Origin of the sequence: Dyella psychrodurans (genome assembly GCF_003363265.1) — a bacterium.
Taxonomy (GTDB): Bacteria; Pseudomonadota; Gammaproteobacteria; order Xanthomonadales; family Rhodanobacteraceae; genus Dyella_B; species Dyella_B psychrodurans.
In genome coordinates this window covers 688,099-707,450 of record NZ_QRBF01000001.1, presented here as the reverse complement: position 1 = coordinate 707,450, position 19,352 = coordinate 688,099, and the positions used below count along the sequence as shown (strand labels likewise).

The window sequence follows — 19,352 nt, the reverse complement described above, 5'->3', positions numbered from 1 at the left end:
CTATGAGCGTCCACTCACGATACGTACTCCTTGGTGGCAGCTTGCTGGTAGCCCTGTCCATGACGGGCTGCCATCAAAAGAGCGATGATTCGGCATCGACGCCAGCGCACTCAGCCACAGTGGCGTCGGCAACATCAGCGAAGCCGGCTCCATCTGCTGCGCAGCCGTTACGCACGAATCCTGATTTCGGTGGCGTCACGACCCAGCACGTTGAGGTGACGGCCACCGGCACCACGCTTGAAAATGCCGTCGACAACGCCATTCGACTTGCGATCGAGCAGGTGAACGGCAAAAAGATCGATGCAGGTAGCCTGCAAATGAATGCCGGCATGACCGTGGCCGCCGACGGGCAGGGCGTCGACGTGACATCAAGCGCGTATGCAAACTGGGTAGCGAGCGTCACGTCCGGCGCGGTGAGCCACTTTCAACTGATCTCGCAAAAGCAGGTCAATGTCCCCACCCGCACCGATGAGGAAAGCCTCAAAGCAAGCCAGGGTGCCAGCTGGAACAAAGGTAGCGTCGATGCCTCTGCCAATGCGTCGGCCGCAGCCGGCGACGCTTCGGCGAGTACCAGCGAAGGCGTGAAGGGCAATTGGGATCAGCACCAGGGAGCTACTCAGGTCGACTACCAAAGCAAACACACCGATTACGCCTCGCGGTGGGAGGTACGCATTGGCGCCGATGTGGCCACTTATCGTGAGGCCGCCAGTGCCAAATTGACACGCGTTGTGGTGGCGTTACCGCAAGTCAGCACACAGACGTATCAAGTGGGCGATAACGCGATCCCGTCAGAAGGCATCGCTTCTGCCATCCAGGCCAAGGTCTCGGAGGCCCTCACGCAAACGCATCGTTTTACGGTGCTCGATCGCACAGCCAATGCACAAATCGATCAGGAAATCGGCCTCATCCAGTCGGGCAATGCGACCGCTGCCGATACGGCACGTCTCGGTCAACAACTGGCTGCCGATCTGATCGTGATTCCCACGGTCAATCGCTTCGAGTACGTTCGCCACGAACAGCCTCTGCGTTTGGCTAACCGCACACTGGTCTCCTATTCGGGTGGCGGTGAGGTGTCGTTCCGGGTGGTCAACGCAGCGACGGGGCAGATGGTGATGTCTCAGTCTTTCAAGTACGACTTCCCCTCCACCAGCCCCACCACGTTGGGCATTTCCGTCGATGGCAATACCCTGGCGTCCAACATGATGGATGCCGTAGATCGCAATATCGTCGCATCCATCTTGCAAAGCACGTATCCGCTTTCGGTTCTGCAAGTGCAAGGGCGTAACGTCGTGATCAATCAGGGTGGCGAGGCCGTGCAGGACGGAGCAACTTACCAAGCAGTGTCCCTTGGCAAGCCGGTTGTTGACCCCCAGTCTGGTCAGTCGCTCGGTCCGACGGAAACGCCTTGCTGCAGCATCACCATCGATCGGGTGACGCCAAACCTCTCCTACGGTCACATCGTCGAAGATAATGTGCAGTTGGGTAATCCTTACACGCCAGGAAGCCTTGAACTCCGTGGCCAGCTCGCGCTGAGTACGCCGCCTACGGGTTCGTCGCCGGCCAAAGCCATGCACTCTTCACGCGCGAAACAGGCCCAGGCATCGAAGGCGGCTGCGTCGACCGGTGATTCGAATTGGTAAAATGGCAATAACGGGGTCAATAACGGTGTCAGGTTGGACTACTCCACCCTGACACCGTTATTAAGCAAGCTTAGCTAAATAAGGCTCGCAACCACATCACAAAGCTGACAATCCAAAGTATCAAGCCAAGGATGCCAACGATGAGGATCATGGGTTCTGGACGATACTCGGGGCTTCTAAACCCTCGGTAGATACCCCCAATGGTGGAGTTTAGTGTCGCCGGCGGCGGATACCTTCTGAACGCGTCGGTCCATGCCATACACAGGCAGCCAGCAGCGAATAGATAAGACGCTGGTGTTTGGTAGTGTATGGCTTGATACGCGGCCAATATTAGGAAAAAACCGGCCTTCACCCATCGTGAGCCAAGAATGCGTGCGCTTGCTATAGAGTCCCTTCATGATTTCCTGAAGCGCGAGCGCTGAATGCTCACCCTTTGTATTGATTTACAGGCAACCCACCTCGGCCCAGTAAAAGTCCATGGGTTCGAAATCAATAAAAGCGTCTCTTCATTTTCAGCCCCACATTCGAATGATGTATGGAAGTCCCCTGCGTGTTTGATCGCGATGTGCTATCGCTAGGCACCGGCAGGCGAAATGAGAGTGCGCTTTACTTTTAGTCTCTATGAATCGGCTGTTGTCACTCAGCTTAGCGAGGGAATACATCTGAGCGTGACAGTGTTCGCTGACTTCGTTATGGATGGAGCGTATGTCGGGCACGCAAGGCGTTGGACCAAGAACGGTGCCAAGTTGACTTGTTTTCAGATGCTTTAGGGCAGCCACGTTGATAGCCAAGCTCGGCTGACAAAATTTCAACAAAGCAAAGCGCCCGACGAACCATCGTCGGGCGCTTTGCTTTGATCGTGGAGGTGGCGGGAGTCGAACTCGCGTTCGAAGGCGCTTGACGCCCGGCACTACATGCTTAGCTCTCTGTTGGATCTCGTCCCGCGACAGCGCAGCGTGCGCAGAAATGGTACAGAAACGGTATCAGGTAGAGTTTCCAATCGACTCATCGAGATTCGAGCACACATCCACTAACGGAGAGCACTCAAAAGTCAATTTTGTACGATTTTCGTTTTTTCTTTGACAGAGTACTAAGACCTTTTTCTCTGCACTCACTGCACCCGCGTAAGCGTTGCCCTGAAATTGGTCTCCAAGGTCTTGCCACCGTCATCCGAAAACACCTGTTCAAAACGATGTGACGTCAGAGTGATGTCCGACAAGACCTGGCGAACCATGATGGTTCGACCCTTGTATGTCTTCTGATCGTAAAATTCGCCGCGTCCGCTCTTGAATTCACAGAACATCGGCCGGTCAACGAAAACGTTTCATGAGGACGTCAGGCCCCAATATAGCCGCACAAAAAGCTAAGAATAATGCCTACAGATAGGCCTCGATCGAATTACTAAATTGCAACTGTGACTGGAGCCCTCTCATATAAGGGTTGACGCCGCGATACCGTAACCAAAATTCTCAACCCTGAGGCCGTTCATGCTTGTTAAGCCGAGAACAATGTCTGGTGTCTTGGAGCTCCTGCCGAAAGACCAGGCCAAGTTCGACCATGTCCGGAGGGTCATCGAAAAGCACTTCATTCGGCACGGCTTCACCAACATCGATACGCCTGCCATTGAATTGTCGGAGGTATTGCTGTCCAAAGAAGGGGGTGAGACGGCCAAGCAGGTGTATTTCGTGCAATCTACCGGCGGCTTGGCCAACAATGCCTCGTCAGACCTGGCACTAAGATTTGATTTGACCGTACCGTTGGCTAGATACGTCTCAGAACATTTTTCCGAGCTTAGCTTTCCCTTCAAGCGCTTTCAGGTTCAAAAGGTCTATCGGGGGGAGCGCGCTCAGAGAGGGCGGTTCCGTGAGTTCTACCAGTGCGACATTGACGTCGTCGGTCATAACGTTTTGCCCATTGCCTATGATGCTGAGCTACCGGTCGCGATTTACGGGATATTCGAAGAGCTTGGCATAGGCAAGTTCACGATTCACATCAACAACAGAAAACTCATTAGGGGCTTTCTCGATGGCCTTGGTCTCCCTGTGGAACTACAAGCACTAGTCTTACGCGAGATAGACAAACTCGCTAAGCGTGGCACCGACTACGTCAAGGGGGTCTTGGCAAGTGAGCTTGGCCTCGGCGAGTCAGTGGTAAATCAGGTCATTGGCTTCGCGCAACGAAGTTCAAGGTCTTATCAGGGCGCGAATGCGCTTCTTGATGGCTTAGAAGGCAACGCACCGGATCTGCATGCTGGAAGGTCCGAGCTTCGAGCCGTTCTTAAGGCCATCGAAAAAATGGGTGTGCCCGGCGAGTTCATCTCGCTTGACTTCTCGGTCATGCGAGGCTTGGACTATTACACCGGCACTGTGTATGAAACCTTCATTGATGCACATCCGGCGCTGGGCTCCATTTGTTCTGGAGGACGCTACGACAACCTGGCGCAGCAGTACACGAAGGAGCACTTGCCAGGTGTCGGTATATCGATAGGTTTGAGTCGGCTTTTTTGGCAGCTTCGAGACATTGGATACACCTGCAACGCCCATTCGGGGGCTCGGGTTCTCATCGTATGCCTTGATGAACAAACGACAGACGTCCAACTGGATATCGCCGCCAAGCTGCGCTCACGGGATATCAGCACGCACGTCTTTTTTGAGGGTGGAAAACTGAAGAAACAACTAAAGTACGCGATTGATAGCGGAGCGCAGATGGTGGTGATTGCTGGTCCTGACGAATTGGCAGCTGGCGTTGTTTCAATCCGTGACTTAAAGCGTCAAAGTCAAATTGCGATCGCACCAGATCTTGCACCAGATGCCATAGCGCGCGCACTGACGACGAGTGGCAGCCTTGGCTAGCTCCTGAGTTGGAAACAGTGGAAACGGCGGGGGTGCCGAGCTTGCGCCTTCGAGAAACGGTAACAGGTTGAGTTTTCTGTGAGCTTGCCAAGATTCGGGCGTGCATCCGCGCACAAGAGCACTCATTAGTCAAAATGGTGCCGTTTTGTTGGCACCATTTTGTTTGGCCGATGCGTTGGTGAATGTCGTTCACCGGCGTCAACACGCCACGCGTGCTCCGATCATCGCGACTCCAGATGCTTGACGCGTTTTTCCAGCTCGGCCACGCGCTGGGCCAAGCGCTCGTAGCACTTTTGACACGGCTGCTGAGAAGGTGCCAGGAAGCGTGGGCGGATCGTCCTGCTAGCCGCCTTGAGTCCGTCCTCCAGCGTTCGACCCCGTAGTGATTCGAGCACGGTGGTGCCGGCTTGACTCGCTCCGATCATGGACGGCGGCAGTTTGCACGACACGTGCTGAAGCAGTTTTTGGGCTTCGTCGATGGTGGCGCTTTCGAAGATTCGCCCCTCGCGTGCAATGCGCGTCGCTTCCGTGAGAAGGTGGCGCGCCGTTCGCACGTGGCTGATGTCGCTGGACAAGGCAAGCATCGCGAGGTCGGCGGCATGACGATCAAGCACTTCGATTAGCCATTGCCCTGCGGGATATCGAGCGACATGCAAGTCGCGAACCTGCCGCATGTCGCCAAGTTTCACCTCTTCACCCTGGAAGAGGTTGTTGATCGCGCACGATATGGGCTGCTGAAGTATTTGCGTGACGGTACTGGCAGGCGCACCGTTGATGTCGGAGTACGTCATGTTTGACGTCTCACCAGTGGGCGGGCCGGCCTCGCCGCAGGCGGCGCCGATCCCGCCGTTTTGAACGGCGAGCTGCCCCGAAGAGACGCTGTAGTAGATGATGGCGCGAGAATTCGTGAGCCCTTGTGTGAAGTTGGCGTTGGCGAGACCGCCAGGTCCAACCAAGTTCAACGTGCAGGCGACGATCGGATGCACGACAGGCAGCTTGTACACGGCGGGATGGTCGTTGCCGTTCGGATCGGTATAGGTAAACGTAACGCTGGTGACGCCGCCGGCATCGTTGGTGGTTAGCGCGATCTGGAGTTTCGACTGGCGTGGCACCGTGTCGCCGCTGATGCTGGCGAAGGTGGTGAAGGGATTCGAGAAGTCGTTGGCCCAGCAGGGCAGCCACGGCGTCGTCTGCGACTCCGGCGTGTAACCAGAGGGCCACGTGGACGTACCGTTCGACCAGTACTGAATCTGGTAGATGAGGTTTCCGCCCTCGACGTATATAACGTATTGGAACCAGTTCAACTGACTGGTCTGGCAGTACTCGCCCGGTGGCGGAAAGCAATTGAGCTGAAGACTCCAACCCCCTCCGTTGGTGGTCGCGATATCCTCGGTAACCTCAAGCAGGACTGATAAATTCTGCAGGTTCTCGCAGCCGTCGATGAGAACGGCGTTGTTGTTCGAAGCGTACGGCATACGCCCCCCTTTGCTAAACGCACCCGCGTTTTCCCCTAGTGATGCAAGTGTAGGCAGGGCGGTGTGTGGGGGCGGTGAAGATTTGGACTTTTTTTTTTGGATATGCCGGCGGTGACGTGGCATCAACGTTGCTCCGGGCACATGTTTTGCGTGTGAGAACGGTGCCGGGTTGAGTTTCCAATCGACTCGTCGAGATGCGAGCGCACATTCACTGACTGGAAGCACTCATAAGTCAACCTGGTACCGTTTTCTTGGCAACGCATCCAGCCGCGCGCTTTTCGTGACCTGAGGCGCACCGACATGAACTTCACCGATCCGCGCAGCCTTCCTGCGCTGCGCCAGTCGCTGCTCCGGGATCCTCCGGCCGCCTGGCAGCTTAAGAATGAAATACCGTTAGCAGCTCCAAATTTTGATTGTGTTTATCTGCGAGCCGATAGCCTATAAGTTACGTACGACATCGACACGTAAGCTTGAATGGAGCAAGGCGGCATTAGCCAGAATGGATCGTGGATTTCGTCCACCTTTATCGCGTGATAGCCGTTGAGAAACTCGCTAATGTTCTTGGCCGCGTGCTGATCATCGCTCCAAGCAAACGAAACGGTCATGGGTAGCGGCTTATCTTTCATGTAAGTGCGAATAGCATTAAGTGGATCGCCGTATACGATGCTGGGCCAAACCAACGCATTCGCACCTGCTGCACTCTGCCGCGCAAGGTAGGACTCAACTCGCTTTTCGTATCGCCCGGAAAGAATCTGATATTGCAGCTGATAGCTAAAATACGCAGTTGGTACTAATGCAAGCGTACTCAGCGTGGCGAATATGACGCCTCGGTGAGCCGACGAAAACAACTCTGTTAATTGACTGATCCCTATCCATGCCAGGATATAAATCACTGGCAAACAATGGTCGAAATTGCGCTCGTAAAACCATCCTCGCGAGCCGAGATACAACACGGAAATGATCGAAAGGCTGCCAATTACGAGGACTTCTTTTGACAAACGGCGATACGCGTAAAGGGATGTAAGGACGGCTATTGGTCCAATAGAGGCAATGATGAATTTCGCTAGATACCATAGCCGTTCGTATAAGGGGGCATCGCCCAAGCCCAGCGGACCTCCGCCGCTCGCGTAGCGCCCCATTAGAAACAAAACACCATTGACGAAATCAACCGGATTTAATAGGGCATAAGGTGCTCCCGCTGCAAAGCCCGCGATCACTCCTGCCGCTGACAGCGCCAACATTCTCCAGTACCGATCAGAGGCCTCTCGGTTGACGAGGAACAGAAGAAGCGGAATGGGTGCAACGAAAAGTGCAGATATCTTGCATGCCGCCAGGATTCCGAACAACAAGCTGCTGATGAATATTCGGGTCCCATTTCTTGGCGAGGAAATGGCCACGAGAATTGCGATCAAATAAATTAGCGCAAAAAATGAATCCGGGCGTGCGAAGAGGCTGTCAAAGAATAGCTGAGGGCTGAATGCGGTCATCAATGCCGCAAAAAAACCAGTCCTGGCACTATGTAAGCGCTTTCCTAGTAAAAATGAGAGCGGTACACACAGTGCGCCCAACAACGCGCTAAGAAGTCGCATGCTTTTGATCGAATGGTCCCTTGCCAATTCGCAAAAGAACGCCAGCGCAAGATAGTACGAAGAAAAGTTGAATTGTGCGTAATGAAATTTTGCCGGAAGGTCGAAATGCGCCCAATTGGTATCAACGGTATGACGTTGCAATAAGCCAGATACCACACCGACGGCGATTGGCTCATCCGAGTGGTTATACGCAATGCCCGTAAAATGGAACCTTAGAATAAAGGCGGTGACAGACAAAAATGCCACGAGCGCCGTCATTCTCACGGTTGGTGCCTTTGCATTTCCAAGTTTTCTCAAAGAATCAAAACGATTTTGGCGCACAGCTACGCTCGATGTCACTGCAAGGAAGGAATTGCACCTGAGCATCAAAGCTCGCGCGGAATTCTAGATGATAGGCAACCATGAGAACTACGTTGCCGTCCGTCTTCGATCGATGATTGAGCTCGCCCAACTGGACTTGCGCCGTGTCGATCTTGTTGGTGACGATGCGCTGATCGGTGTTCGAACCTCCGATTCCCGCGATTCGCAAAGAGTGAGCAAGGAACGGGACCAGGGTGACTGATTCGGAGACGTGCAATGGCGCTAGTGCCAAGTGCAGCAGATGAAATCTAGTCCCAAATGCAAAACGCCCGACGATTTCTCGCCGGGCGTTTTGCTTTGTTGGTGGAGGTGGCGGGAGTCGAACCCGCGTCCGAAGGCGCTTGACGCCCGGTACTACATGCTTAGCTCACTGTTGAATCTTGTCCCGCGACAGCACAGTGTGCGAGGCGCATCGAAGGACCAGCCTGCTTGATTTAACCCTGACCGACAGGCGGCAGCTTTGGGCGATCCCGTGATAATGACCCTACATCCACTAGCACAGGCACACGTGGGTTCGGGGCTAGGCCTTAAGCGGCCAGAGCGTAGTTGTCGTCGTTGGCAACTATAAGTTTGCGGCTGGATTTACGAGGAAAGCTGCCCCCTCGGCATGCACCAAGCTATCTCACTACCCCCGTCGAAGCCAGGACACCCCCGGGGAAAAGATGGCTTAAGCGTTACAAGTATATATGTTGCCCGCCGTTGGCGATATCAAGCGGGCAGGGCCGATTCATTCAAGCGCTGCGATTGTGCGAACGCATGGTGCGTTGTTTTTCGCGCTGCCAGTCGCGCTCTTTTTCGGTGTGACGCTTGTCGTGTTCCTGTTTGCCGCGCGCCAGGCCGATTTCCACTTTGACCTTGTTGCCTTTCCAGTACATGGCGATGGGCACCAGGGTGTAGCCCTTGCGTTCGACGGCACCGATGAGCTGATCGATTTCCTGCTTGTGCAGGAGCAGTTTGCGGGTGCGGCGGTCGACCGCGACCACGTGGGTGGACGCGCTGATCAAGGGCGGGATGGAGGTGCCGACCAGGAAGATCTCACCCTTCAACACCACGGCATAGCCGTCGCCGAAATTGATACGGCCGGCGCGCAATGCCTTCAGCTCCCAGCCTTGCAGGGCGATGCCCGCCTCGTAGCGCTGGTCGATGTGGTATTCATGCCGGGCGCGCTTGTTGAGCGCGATGGTGCCGCCGGCATTCTTTTTTTCTTTGTCCTTCGCTTTTGCCATGTCCGTTAAACTTCGGGCTTATAGCCCTTGCAGGTTTGACCGCCTGGGCCAAACCTAGTCATGTAAAGAGGCTGCCGTGATCGAAATCCGCCGCAGCGCCCTGGTGAAATACTCGCCGGCGCAAATGTTCGACCTGGTGAATGAGGTCGAAGCATACCCAAAGCGCTTCCACTGGTGTGCCAGCGCCGAGGTGATCGAGCGCGGGGAGAACATGCTGGTAGCGCGGCTCGATCTCAAGTTTGCAGGCTTCCATCACAGCTTCACCACGCGCAATACCATCGATCATCCGCGCCGCCTGCAGGTGAGTCTGGTGAATGGGCCGTTCCGCAGCCTGGATGGTTTCTGGGATTTCATCCCGCTGGGAACGGATGGTTGCAAGGTCGCTTTGGAGCTGGATTTCGATTATGCCGGACGCCTCGGTGGCGCGGCGCTGAAACTGGGCTTCCAGGGGCTGGCCAACCGGATGGTCGACGATTTCTGCCGCGAGGCGGAACGCGTCTATGGCTGATCGCATCACCGTGGAGGTGGTCTGCGCCACGCCGGAACGACAGTTGCTGCGTCAGGTGACCTTGCCCGTTGGCAGCCGGGTCAGCGAGGCGGTCGAGCAATCGGGCATTTTGAAGGAGATGCCCGAGCTTGCTTACGATCCGTCGCGGCTAGGCATTTTTTCCCGGCGCGTGGCGCCGGATGATCTTTTGCACGATGGCGACCGGGTGGAAATCTACCGGCCGCTGATCTTGGATCCGAAGGACGCGCGTCGTCGTCGCGCAGGTTAGGGTGGGGCGTTCGCCACGTTTCCGTAGAAACGTGGCTGGCGAGGATCAGTGGCCGCCGTTGTCGCTACCGCTATCACCACCGCTATCGCCGCCGCTGCTGTCGCCGGCGCCCGGATTCTTGTCGCCCGAGGTGTCGTTGACGTTGTAGTTGGTCTTGAACTTGCTGCTCTGCTGGACCAGCTTCTGCGCGTCCTGGAAGTAGATGTTGCCTTCGGTGCGCACGAGCACGTCGTTGTTGAAGTACAAGCTCATCGTGTTCACCTTCATCTTCTCGCCGCGATGCGAATAGGTGGACACGTAATCCCAGCGACTCTGGTCGAACGGGGTGGCGACGGAAGGCGTACCCATCAGCACCAGCACCTGGCGCTTGGTCAGACCCGGCTTGAGCTGATCGGCAAGGTTCTTGTCGATCGTCTTATCGAACAGATTGCCCTGGGCCACGTCGGGGGTATACACGATATGGCAGCCGGCCAAAGACATGACCAGCGTGGCGAAGCCCAGCGTGCGAATCAGCTTTTGCATTCGTATTGCGTCCGTCCGGATCGTTAAGAGGTCAAATGATACACTACTCGCTTGATTCCACCGTGTATCGGGAGCTTGCGATGGAGCAGGAAACTCAAGAACTCCGCAAAGCCGGGTTGAAGGTTACCCACCCCCGGATGCGCATCCTCCAGATCTTCGAAGAAGACGGGGTTCGGCACCTCACCGCCGAAGACGTCTACAAGAAGTTGCTGGCCTACCAGGAAGATATCGGCCTGGCCACGGTGTATCGCGTTCTGACCCAGTTCGAGGCCGCCGGCATCCTCAGCAAGCACAATTTCGAGGGCGGGCAGGCGGTCTATGAGCTGGATCGCGGTCAGCACCACGACCACATGATTGATGTGGACAGCGGAAAGGTCATCGAGTTCGTCAGCGAGGAGATCGAGCGCCTGCAGCGCGAGATCGCCTCCAGGCATGGCTACGAGATCCAGGATCACAGCCTGGTGCTTTACGTGCGCCCCAAGCGCACGAAATAAGCTGCCTTGACACCTTGTTCAGCGACACGGCCCCGCATGGGGCCGTTTGCGTCTCGGGCAGGGTTCAAACGCCGGGCATAAAAAAAGCCGCGGGAGGACTCCTGTCCACCCTACGGCTTACCGTTGTCTCTTGACCTGCTATGTATCCGAGTTGCTCGCGATACGTGCGTTTGTCCAGACTCCGGCGGAATGGCGTCCTGCCATTCTTCGGGCCCGCCGTCCCCACGGCTGACCCGTGCTCACCATCTTGCGATGGCGGCTCCCCCACATCGATTGAACGATCCTAACGAACCTTTTACGAGTCCGGTATTAGAAAATTTCCTAGTTACAGTGTCACAAGTCACTGGATTCGCGACGTGAAATGGTGCTACGCAGCAAAATGCGCAGGTGAACGCCCTGCTGGTCGGGTCGTAGGCGAAAAAGGCCACCCAGCGAGGTAACCCGGTCGCGCATGCCCTGCAGACCGCGTCCGCCGCGTGGCACGCGCTCGGGCAGGCCCACGCCGTTGTCGCGAATATCCATCAGGGCCAGGGCCGAGCCCGCCCGTTCGCCGATGCGCAGGCGCAGCCGGAATTCGCTGGCCTGCGCGTGTTTGACGGCGTTGGTGGCGCTTTCCTGCGCAAGACGGTAAATCGCGGTGCGGATGTCTTCTTCCAGCATGCGCGGATCGCCGTGCAGATCGGTGTGGTAAGTCATGCCGGCGGTGGCCATCAGGTCGCGGATCGGGCCTTCGTCCAGTGCACGCATCAGGCCGAATTCATCGAGTACCGCGGGACGAAGGTCGTCGAGCAGCCGATGCAATGCGCGACGCATGTGGCTGAGGATGCTGTTGATCGATGTGCTGATATCTTCCATGCCCGCGTGTTGCAAGCGGCTCTGAGCGAGCTTCACGTGTGTTTGGATGGCCGTGAGGTTCTGGCCCAGTTCGTCGTGCAATTCGGCGGCGAGATGACGGCGCTGATTTTCTTCCGCCTGCATGTTGCCGCGCGCGGCGTCGCGCAACTGGCGTGCGAGATGATCCAGTCGTCGATTCACTGCCGCGAGATAGACATTCTGTTCGGCCACGCGCGCGCTGCTGCGACGAAGCGCATCGGTGGCCGAACCGAGCATCAACGCCCCCGTGCCTGCCACCGCAAGAAACATGTGCGAAGACGCGCCGGGAACCGAGTGCGTAAACACGCGATCGACGAGCGCCATGCCCAGGCTCGATACCAGCATCGACAAGCTCGCGCCGCGCCAACCATGGCGGAACGCAAAAAACATCACCGGGGCCAGCGACAGGATGCGGGCGAATTCGCGTTGCGGCGCGGCCTGTTCGGTGAGGATCAACAGAATGATCAAGGCCGGCAGCATCACCAGCAAGCCGTCCATCAACAGCTCCGACATTTCCTGCTTCGATGGTCGTGCGCGCCACACCAGGATAAGTGGCGGTACTAGCAGCAGCATGCCCACATAGTTGCCTAGCAGTTCGTCGCCCAGCGCGTGCAGTAGTCCGGCGGGCGGCAATTGATGGATCAGCGCCATCATCATCGCGTCGGTGGCGGTTGCGGCCACCACGGTGAAGCCGGCCGACAGCAGCAGGCGGGAGACTTCTTCCGGATCGCGCAGGCTGGGCCGCAGGTTGGCTCGGCGCAGCAGCGCCATGCAGATGGCGACCACGATCGGCTGGGGCAGGTCGCCGTAGAGGAAGATGCGCCAGCCCAGCGAGTAGCCGTGCAGATAATCGATCAGCCCGGCGGCCATCAGTTCGCCGCCAATCAGCCAACCCCAGTAACTCACCGGCGAGAGCAGCAGTACGCCAAAGCGCAGGCCGAATTGCAGTGTCCAGTCCGGTTGCGTGGTGGGCCAGAGCAAGGCCCACAGGATGGCGTAACCCAGGCCGAGGAGCGGGCCGGAAGTGAAGGTAAGGGCGGATTTGAGTCGCATGGGCAAATGGTACACGTCGCCCGCTTCCACCCGTCGCTCAGACTGATACAGTGCACCCATGCACAGCATTGTTCTGGTCGACGATCACGCCATTGTTCGCGAGGGGTTCAAGCGGCTCATCGAGATGGAGCCGGATCTCGAGGTCGTGGCCGAATGCCGCAACGCCGACGACGCGGTCGAGGCGATCAGCCAGCGGCGCCCGGATCTGGTGGCGCTCGACCTGTCGCTTCCCGATGGCAGCGGTCTGCCGCTGATCGAGCATTTGCGCAGCGTCGCCACGGGCACGCGCATCGTGGTGTTGAGCATGCACGACGGGGAGCCTTACGTATCGGAAGCCCTGCGGCGCGGTGCCAGCGGTTATGTCACCAAGGGAGCCGCGCCGGAGGAATTGGTGGCGGGGCTGCGTGCGGTGATGCGCGGCGAGCAGTTTTTGAGTTCCGATCTGCGCCAGCGGCGCGCTGAGCGTCCGAACGATACGTTGGACCCTATCGATCGTCTTACCGCGCGCGAGCACGAGGTGTTTTTGCTGCTTGCGGCGGGGCGTGCTCCGAAGCAGGTGGCGGCGGAGCTCGGGATTGGTCAGAAGACGGTTTACATCCACCGCGCCAGTTTGATGGGCAAGCTGGGGGCGGGGTCGGAATTGGATTTGTATCGGATTGCCAGTGAGCGGGGGCTGTTGCCGAATCGCGGGTGAGTTTGTTGAACAGCGAGCCCTGATCTAGCCTCACCGTCATTCCGGCGCAGGCCGGAATCCAGTTTTAATACGTAGTGCGAAGCACTCTGAACCCCCAAAAGATTTAGTGTCCTTCGGATGCAATATTGACACTGGATTGACCAGCTTCGCTGTTGAAAAGCGCCTCGGCCTGCGCCGGAATGACGGTGAGGTAGAAGTCGGCAATATCGCCAGAGGTAGAGGGTTTCCAACGAAGCTCTTCGCAGAACGCTCAAGCTGTCTGCGCCTGCTCCAACATCTTCTTCGCATGTGCCCGCGTTTCGCGCGTGATCTCCACGCCACCCAGCATGCGGGCCAACTCGTCGCGACGTCCTTCGGTATTCAACGACTCGATGCGCGTCTGCGTGGAATGGCCTTCGCTGTGCTTGCTCACGCGCAGGTGCGCATGTCCTTGCGCCGCAACCTGCGGCAGATGCGTCACGCACAGAACCTGGCAGCGCGTACCGAGTGCGCGCAATTTCTGTCCTACCACTTCGGCCACGGCACCGCCGATTCCGGTATCGACTTCGTCGAAGACCATGCAGCCGATGGTGTCCTTGCCCAGGGTGGCAACTTCGATCGCGAGGCTGATGCGCGCGAGTTCGCCGCCGGAGGCTACCTTGCGCAATGCGCGCGGCGGCTGGCCGGGGTTGGCGCTTACCAGCAACTCGCAGCGCTCGCGGCCTTGCGGGTCCGGGTCGTTTCCTTCCGCAGATTCCAACGCGACTTGCAGCACGCCGCCGGCCATGCCCAGTTCGCCCATCAGTGCGCTGACTTCCTTGCCCAGGCGTTTGGCGGCTGTCTGGCGTGTCTTGCTCAGGGCTTCGGCGACCTGGGCGTAATCGCGCTGGAGTTGGTCGCGTTGCGAGGCCAGTCGTTCGAGCGCTTCGCCGGCGTTTTCCAGTTCGTTCAATTCGGTTTGCAGCGCGATCCGTTTGTCGTCGAGTTCGGCGACGGGGACGCGGTGTTTGCGGGAGAGTTCGTGCAGGCGGGTGAGGTGGGTGTCGACTTCGGCGTAGCGCTCGGGGTCGAGATCGACATCCTGCGCATAGTGTTCGAGTCCGTCGACGGCTTCGTTGAGCTGGATCTGCGCGTTGTCGAGCAATTCGAGCATCGGCACCAGCCGATCGTCGAGTGCAGCGAGTCGACCGAGTTCGGCGTGCGCACGTCCCAGCGACTGGCGTAGCGCCAATTCGCTGTCGCCGTCGAGCAATTCGACGACGCCGGTGATGCCTTCCGTAAGCTTGCTGGCATTGGCCAGGCGCTTGTGGCTGGCTTCCAGTTCCGCGAGCTGGGCGGGTGCAAGCGCCCATTTCTCCAATTCGCTCAGTTCATGGCGCAGCAATTCGAGCCGATGGCCGCGATCGTCGCCGCCGCTCAGCTTGCGGATGCGTGCGCCCAGATCGCGCCACTGCTGCGCAAATTCGCGCACTTGTTCGACGCGCGTTTCGTTTTCGGCATAGGCATCGAGCAAATTCAGCTGATGCGAGCGTTCCAGCAGGGCCTGGTGTTCGTGTTGTCCGTGAATCTCGACCAGCAGTGCCGCCAGGTCGGCCATCTGGCCGATGGTGGCCGGACGGCCGTTGATCCAGGCGCGGGAGCTGCCTTCGGCGCGGATCACGCGGCGCAACTGGCAGGCGCCGTCTTCGTCCAGTTCTTCGCGCTTGAGCCAGCCCTGGGCCTCGGGCAGCCCTTTCAGGTCGAACTCCGCCACCAGTTCGGCACGATCGCTGCCGGCACGTACGATATTGCTGTCGGCACGCGCGCCGGCCAGCAGCATCAAGGCGTCGACCAGCAACGACTTGCCGGCGCCGGTTTCCCCGCTGACCACGGTCAAGCCTGGGCCGAAGGTGATGTCGGCTTCTTCGACGACTGCGAGATGGCGGACGTAGAGGGAGGTAAGCATGTGTGCAGGCGGCAGTGGTTCGCGGGATTGTAAGGGGAGGGGCAGGCGGTGAGTAGCGAGGTGGCTATGGAAGCCGCCAACTATTTCCGCTTTCTTGCAATCTCCCGTGCTAAACCTTATTTCTTTAGCGTCTCACGGATTGCCACAGCGCATGCCCAGTCACCACAGCCACGACCTTGACATCCGCGCGCGGCGTTTGCTGCGCACGCTGATTGCGCAATATTTGGCCGATGGCGAGCCGGTGGGGTCGCGCACGCTGTCGCGCTCGTCGGGTCTGGACGTAAGCCCGGCGACGATCCGCAACATCATGGCCGACCTGGAAGAAGCGGGGCTGGTGGCATCGCCGCATACCTCCGCCGGACGCATCCCGACACCGCGCGGCCTGCGCCTGTTCGTCGACAGCCTGATCGAACTGCAGCCGCTGCCGCAGGACGAAATGGTACGCCTGCAGCGCGAGCTTCCGCCGGGTCCCGCCACGGTGCGCGATCTGGTCGGCAATGCCTCCGTGCTGCTGTCTGCGATGACGCATTTCGCGGGCGTGGTCACGGTGCCGCGACAGACCGATTTTCCGCTCCGCCACATCGATTTCGTGCCGTTGCCCGATGCGCGGGTGCTGGTCATCCTGGTGTTTTCGGACAATCAGGTTCAAAACCGCGTGATCCAGCTTGCCAAGCCGCTGGACGGCCGCGAGCTGGAGCAGGCGGCGAACTACATCAACGAGCACTTCGTCGGCCTGCGCGTGGACGATATCCGTTCGCACCTGTTGCGCGAATTGCGCGAAGCCAGCAGCGAGCTGCACAAGATGTTGTCCAGCGCGGTCGAGCTGGCGGCCGCATCGTTCGCGCCGCAGGGCGAGGACGTGCTGATCAGCGGCCAGACCAACCTGATGGCCTATTCGGAACTGGCCAACCTGGACCGCCTGCGCGAGCTTTTCGAGGCGTTCCAGAAGAAAAACGAGCTGCTTCAGCTCATGGAAATCTGCGCCAAGGCTCCCGGCGTGCGATTATTCATCGGTGAGGAGTCGGGTTTTGCCGCGCTGGATGGTTGCAGCGTCGTCACAGCCAGTTACGGTGCCCAGGGTAGATTGCTGGGTGCGGTGGGCGTGATCGGCCCGACACGGATGGCGTACGAGCGGGTGATTCCCGTGGTGCAGGCCACCGCCGGGTTGTTGAGCGAAGCCTTGAATAGGGCCGCTACGGCCTTATAAACCCCTCGGGAGGCGGGATTTACCCGCATGTTTTAGATGGTCGGCACTACGTGCCGGCCTGGACGATGTTTGGAGTTATTCATGCATAACAGCGATTCACCGTCGCCGACTGAAATGCCAGAAAACAGCGCACAAAACGCGTCATCGGGCCAAGATCTCGATGCGCTCAAGGCCAGGATCGCGGAGCTTGAGGCGAACAACAAAGAGCTGCGCGACACCGTGCTGCGCGAAAAGGCCGAGCTGGAAAACCAGCGTCGCCGCCTGCATCGCGACCTGGAACAGGCCCGCCGCTTCGCCAACGAGAAGCTGCTGAACGACCTGCTGCCCGTGTATGACGGCCTGGAACGTGGCCTGGCGGTCGAAGGCGGCGACGTGAATACGGTGCGCGAGGGCATGAACCTCACGCTGAAGGAATTGCTGCGCATTGCGGGCAATAACGGCTTGGTGCAGGTCGATCCCGTCGACCAGCCGCTCGATCCGGAGCGTCACCACGCCGTGAGCATGGTCGAGGCCCCGGGCAAGGCGCCGGGCACCGTCGTCACCGTGTTGCAGAAAGGCTATGTTTTGAACGATCGATTGCTGCGTCCGGCACTGGTAGCCGTGGCCAAGGACGACTGAACGGCACCTGTAATTCCAGTACTGCAGGGTTTAGCTGATATTGAACGCTTTTCGGCGCAACCCCATCTCCTCACCATTCGCGGCTGAGGGGCCGCCACACGAGATTCCGGAGCACACACATGGGCAAGATCATTGGCATTGACCTGGGCACGACCAATTCGTGCGTCGCCATCATGGATGGCAGTACCACCAAAGTGATTGAGAACGCCGAAGGCGATCGCACCACGCCGTCGATCGTGGCGTTCACCAAAGACGGCGAAGTGCTGGTCGGCGCGCCTGCCAAGCGCCAGAGCGTCACCAATCCGAAGAACACTTTCTATGCGGTGAAGCGCCTGATCGGCCGCAAGTTCACCGACGCCGAAGTGCAGAAAGACCTGCACATCGTTCCGTACGGCATCATCGCGCACGACAACGGCGACGCGTGGGTGCAGACGGCCGACGGCAAGAAGATGGCACCGCAGGAAATCTCCGCGAAAGTGCTGATGAAGATGAAGAAGACCGCCGAAGATTATCTCGGCGAGACGGTGACCGAAGCCGTGATCACCGTGCCGGCCTACTTCAACGACAGCCAGCGCCAGGCGACCAAGGACGCCGGTCGCATCGCGGGCCTTGAAGTGAAGCGCATCATCAACGAGCCGACCGCGGCTGCGCTGGCCTATGGCCTGGACAAGAAGGGCGGCGACCGCAAGATCGCGGTGTACGACCTCGGCGGCGGCACGTTCGACGTGTCGATCATCGAAATCGCCGAAGTCGACGGCGAGAAGCAGTTCGAAGTGCTGGCCACGAACGGCGATACGTTCCTGGGCGGCGAAGACTTCGACATGCGCGTCATCGATTACCTGATCGAGGAATTCAAGAAGGACCAGGGCATCGACCTGCGCAAGGACCCGCTGGCGCTGCAGCGTCTGAAGGACGCCGCCGAGCGCGCGAAGATCGAGCTGTCGTCCTCGCACCAGACCGAAGTGAATCTGCCGTACGTCACGGCCGATGCGTCCGGTCCGAAGCACCTCAACATCAAGCTCACCCGCGCCAAGCTCGAAGCGCTGGTGGAAGACCTGGTGAAGAAGACCATCGAACCCTGCCGCACCGCGTTGAACGACGCTGGCCTGCGCGTGTCCGACATCGACGAAGTGATCCTCGTCGGCGGCCAGACCCGCATGCCGAAAGTGCAGGAGTCGGTGAAGGACTTCTTCGGCAAGGAACCGCGCAAGGACGTGAACCCGGACGAAGCCGTGGCCGTCGGCGCTGCCATCCAGGGCGGCGTGCTGGGCGGTTCGGTGAAGGACGTGCTGCTGCTCGATGTCACCCCGCTGTCTCTCGGTATCGAAACCATGGGCGGCGTGATGACCAAGCTGATCGAGAAGAACACCACGGTGCCGACCAAGGCCTCGCAAGTGTTCTCCACGGCCGACGACAACCAGACCGCCGTGACCGTGCATGTGCTGCAGGGCGAGCGCGAGCGCGCCAGTGCGAACAAGTCGCTGGGCAAGTTCGATCTCGCCGGCATCGATGCCGCGCCGCGTGGTCAGCCGCAGATCGAAGTGACCTTCGACATCGACGCGAACGGCATCCTGCACGTGTCGGCCAAGGACAAGAAAACCGGCAAGGAACAGCGCATCGAGATCAAGGCGGGTTCGGGCCTGACCGACGACGAGATCCAGCGCATGGTGGCCGACGCCGAAGCGAACAAGGAAGAAGACAAGAAGTTCCAGGAGCTGGTCAGCACGCGCAACAAGGCCGATCAGCTGGTGCACGCCACGCGCAGCGCGCTGAAGGAGCACGGCGGCAAGGTACCCGCTCAGCTCAGCGAAATCGAAGGCGCGCTGTCGGAGCTGGAAAAGGTCAAGGACGGCGATGACAAGGCGGCCATCGAGTCGAAGATCTCCAAGCTCGAACAGGTGGCGCAGTCGCTCTACGCTGCCGCGCAGGGCGGTCACGCCGATGCCGGCGCGCAGCAGCAAGGCCCGGGTCCGGGCGCGGCCGCGCACTCCGACGACGTGGTCGACGCCGAATTCACGGAAGTGAAGAACGACGGCAAGTCGTCCTGAT

15 protein-coding genes and 1 other RNA gene are annotated in these 19,352 nt (G+C 58.8%); 9 read left to right on the top strand and 7 right to left on the bottom strand.

Annotation, left to right across the window (positions count from 1 at the left end; translation table 11 throughout):
• Nucleotides 1–2: 2 nt before the first annotated feature.
• Both DWU99_RS03275 and hisS read left to right on the top strand, forming a co-directional pair.
• Nucleotides 3–1,640 (top strand): CsgG/HfaB family protein, encoded by a 1,638-nt coding sequence (locus tag DWU99_RS03275; RefSeq protein ID WP_158543225.1) that lies wholly within the window; start codon nucleotides 3–5, stop codon nucleotides 1,638–1,640.
• Between the two features lie 1,487 nt (nucleotides 1,641–3,127).
• A complete protein-coding gene (gene hisS, locus DWU99_RS03265) occupies nucleotides 3,128–4,492 on the top strand; it encodes a histidine--tRNA ligase (RefSeq protein ID WP_115476545.1) in 1,365 nt (454 codons plus the stop codon).
• Between the two features lie 221 nt (nucleotides 4,493–4,713).
• Here the strand turns inward: hisS and DWU99_RS03260 are convergent, their stop codons facing one another.
• The 4 genes from DWU99_RS03260 to smpB form a co-directional block, all read right to left on the bottom strand.
• Nucleotides 4,714–5,967 (bottom strand): hypothetical protein, encoded by a 1,254-nt coding sequence (locus DWU99_RS03260; RefSeq protein ID WP_115476544.1) that lies wholly within the window; start codon nucleotides 5,965–5,967, stop codon nucleotides 4,714–4,716.
• A gap of 419 nt (nucleotides 5,968–6,386) precedes the next feature.
• Entirely contained in the window at nucleotides 6,387–7,877 is a 1,491-nt protein-coding gene (locus tag DWU99_RS03255) for an ArnT family glycosyltransferase (RefSeq protein ID WP_158543224.1), read from the bottom strand.
• A 340-nt stretch (nucleotides 7,878–8,217) separates the two neighbouring features.
• Nucleotides 8,218–8,569, bottom strand: a transfer-messenger RNA (tmRNA) gene (ssrA, locus tag DWU99_RS03250).
• 78 nt (nucleotides 8,570–8,647) lie between these two features.
• Nucleotides 8,648–9,142 (bottom strand): SsrA-binding protein SmpB, encoded by a 495-nt coding sequence (gene smpB / locus DWU99_RS03245; RefSeq protein ID WP_115476542.1) that lies wholly within the window; start codon nucleotides 9,140–9,142, stop codon nucleotides 8,648–8,650.
• Nucleotides 9,143–9,218: 76 nt separating this feature from the next.
• Here smpB and DWU99_RS03240 point away from each other — a divergent pair, with 76 nt between their 5' ends.
• Nucleotides 9,219–9,650 (top strand): type II toxin-antitoxin system RatA family toxin, encoded by a 432-nt coding sequence (locus DWU99_RS03240; protein WP_115476541.1) that lies wholly within the window; start codon nucleotides 9,219–9,221, stop codon nucleotides 9,648–9,650.
• On the top strand, nucleotides 9,643–9,918 hold the full coding sequence (locus tag DWU99_RS03235) for an RnfH family protein (protein ID WP_115476540.1): 276 nt from the start codon (nucleotides 9,643–9,645) through the stop codon (nucleotides 9,916–9,918). The genes DWU99_RS03240 and DWU99_RS03235 overlap by 8 nt, the downstream gene beginning before the upstream one ends.
• Nucleotides 9,919–9,963: 45 nt before the next feature.
• On the opposite strand, the gene DWU99_RS03230 is transcribed toward DWU99_RS03235, so the two are convergent.
• Complete coding sequence (locus DWU99_RS03230; RefSeq protein WP_115476539.1) at nucleotides 9,964–10,440, bottom strand: outer membrane protein assembly factor BamE; 477 nt, start codon at nucleotides 10,438–10,440, stop codon at nucleotides 9,964–9,966.
• Nucleotides 10,441–10,520: 80 nt separating this feature from the next.
• On the opposite strand from DWU99_RS03230, the gene fur reads away from it, so the two are divergent.
• Entirely contained in the window at nucleotides 10,521–10,934 is a 414-nt protein-coding gene (fur, locus tag DWU99_RS03225) for a ferric iron uptake transcriptional regulator (protein ID WP_115476538.1), read from the top strand.
• Nucleotides 10,935–11,267: 333 nt separating this feature from the next.
• Here fur and DWU99_RS03220 read toward each other — a convergent pair whose 3' ends face one another.
• A complete protein-coding gene (locus DWU99_RS03220; RefSeq protein ID WP_115477164.1) occupies nucleotides 11,268–12,860 on the bottom strand; it encodes an MASE1 domain-containing sensor histidine kinase in 1,593 nt (530 codons plus the stop codon).
• Nucleotides 12,861–12,918: 58 nt separating this feature from the next.
• Here DWU99_RS03220 and DWU99_RS03215 point away from each other — a divergent pair, with 58 nt between their 5' ends.
• The gene (locus tag DWU99_RS03215) at nucleotides 12,919–13,554 is read left to right on the top strand and encodes a response regulator (protein ID WP_115476537.1); all 636 of its coding nucleotides are present in this window, start codon (nucleotides 12,919–12,921) and stop codon (nucleotides 13,552–13,554) included.
• Between the two features lie 250 nt (nucleotides 13,555–13,804).
• Here the strand turns inward: DWU99_RS03215 and recN are convergent, their stop codons facing one another.
• Nucleotides 13,805–15,478: a DNA repair protein RecN gene (gene recN / locus DWU99_RS03210; RefSeq protein ID WP_115476536.1), complete on the bottom strand. Its 1,674-nt coding sequence runs from the start codon at nucleotides 15,476–15,478 to the stop codon at nucleotides 13,805–13,807.
• A 151-nt stretch (nucleotides 15,479–15,629) separates the two neighbouring features.
• Between recN and hrcA the strand changes: the two genes are divergently transcribed.
• From hrcA to dnaK, 3 genes are all read left to right on the top strand, one after another.
• A complete protein-coding gene (gene hrcA / locus DWU99_RS03205) occupies nucleotides 15,630–16,685 on the top strand; it encodes a heat-inducible transcriptional repressor HrcA (protein WP_115476535.1) in 1,056 nt (351 codons plus the stop codon).
• Between the two features lie 81 nt (nucleotides 16,686–16,766).
• Nucleotides 16,767–17,303 (top strand): nucleotide exchange factor GrpE, encoded by a 537-nt coding sequence (gene grpE, locus DWU99_RS03200; protein ID WP_115476534.1) that lies wholly within the window; start codon nucleotides 16,767–16,769, stop codon nucleotides 17,301–17,303.
• A 119-nt stretch (nucleotides 17,304–17,422) separates the two neighbouring features.
• Nucleotides 17,423–19,351: a molecular chaperone DnaK gene (gene dnaK, locus DWU99_RS03195; protein ID WP_115476533.1), complete on the top strand. Its 1,929-nt coding sequence runs from the start codon at nucleotides 17,423–17,425 to the stop codon at nucleotides 19,349–19,351.
• Nucleotide 19,352 lies beyond the last annotated feature (1 nt).

Excerpts from the sequence above, each read along its gene's own strand:
- DWU99_RS03275 (WP_158543225.1), top strand. The coding sequence starts at position 3 with ATGAGCGTCCACTCACGATACGTACTCCTTGGTGGCAGCTTGCTGGTA.
- hisS (WP_115476545.1), top strand. The coding sequence starts at position 3,128 with ATGCTTGTTAAGCCGAGAACAATGTCTGGTGTCTTGGAGCTCCTGCCG.
- DWU99_RS03260 (WP_115476544.1), bottom strand. The coding sequence starts at position 5,967 with ATGCCGTACGCTTCGAACAACAACGCCGTTCTCATCGACGGCTGCGAG.
- smpB (WP_115476542.1), bottom strand. The coding sequence starts at position 9,142 with ATGGCAAAAGCGAAGGACAAAGAAAAAAAGAATGCCGGCGGCACCATC.
- DWU99_RS03235 (WP_115476540.1), top strand. The coding sequence starts at position 9,643 with ATGGCTGATCGCATCACCGTGGAGGTGGTCTGCGCCACGCCGGAACGA.
- DWU99_RS03230 (WP_115476539.1), bottom strand. The coding sequence starts at position 10,440 with ATGCAAAAGCTGATTCGCACGCTGGGCTTCGCCACGCTGGTCATGTCT.
- fur (WP_115476538.1), top strand. The coding sequence starts at position 10,521 with ATGGAGCAGGAAACTCAAGAACTCCGCAAAGCCGGGTTGAAGGTTACC.
- DWU99_RS03220 (WP_115477164.1), bottom strand. The coding sequence starts at position 12,860 with ATGCGACTCAAATCCGCCCTTACCTTCACTTCCGGCCCGCTCCTCGGC.
- DWU99_RS03215 (WP_115476537.1), top strand. The coding sequence starts at position 12,919 with ATGCACAGCATTGTTCTGGTCGACGATCACGCCATTGTTCGCGAGGGG.
- recN (WP_115476536.1), bottom strand. The coding sequence starts at position 15,478 with ATGCTTACCTCCCTCTACGTCCGCCATCTCGCAGTCGTCGAAGAAGCC.
- hrcA (WP_115476535.1), top strand. The coding sequence starts at position 15,630 with ATGCCCAGTCACCACAGCCACGACCTTGACATCCGCGCGCGGCGTTTG.
- grpE (WP_115476534.1), top strand. The coding sequence starts at position 16,767 with ATGCATAACAGCGATTCACCGTCGCCGACTGAAATGCCAGAAAACAGC.
- dnaK (WP_115476533.1), top strand. The coding sequence starts at position 17,423 with ATGGGCAAGATCATTGGCATTGACCTGGGCACGACCAATTCGTGCGTC.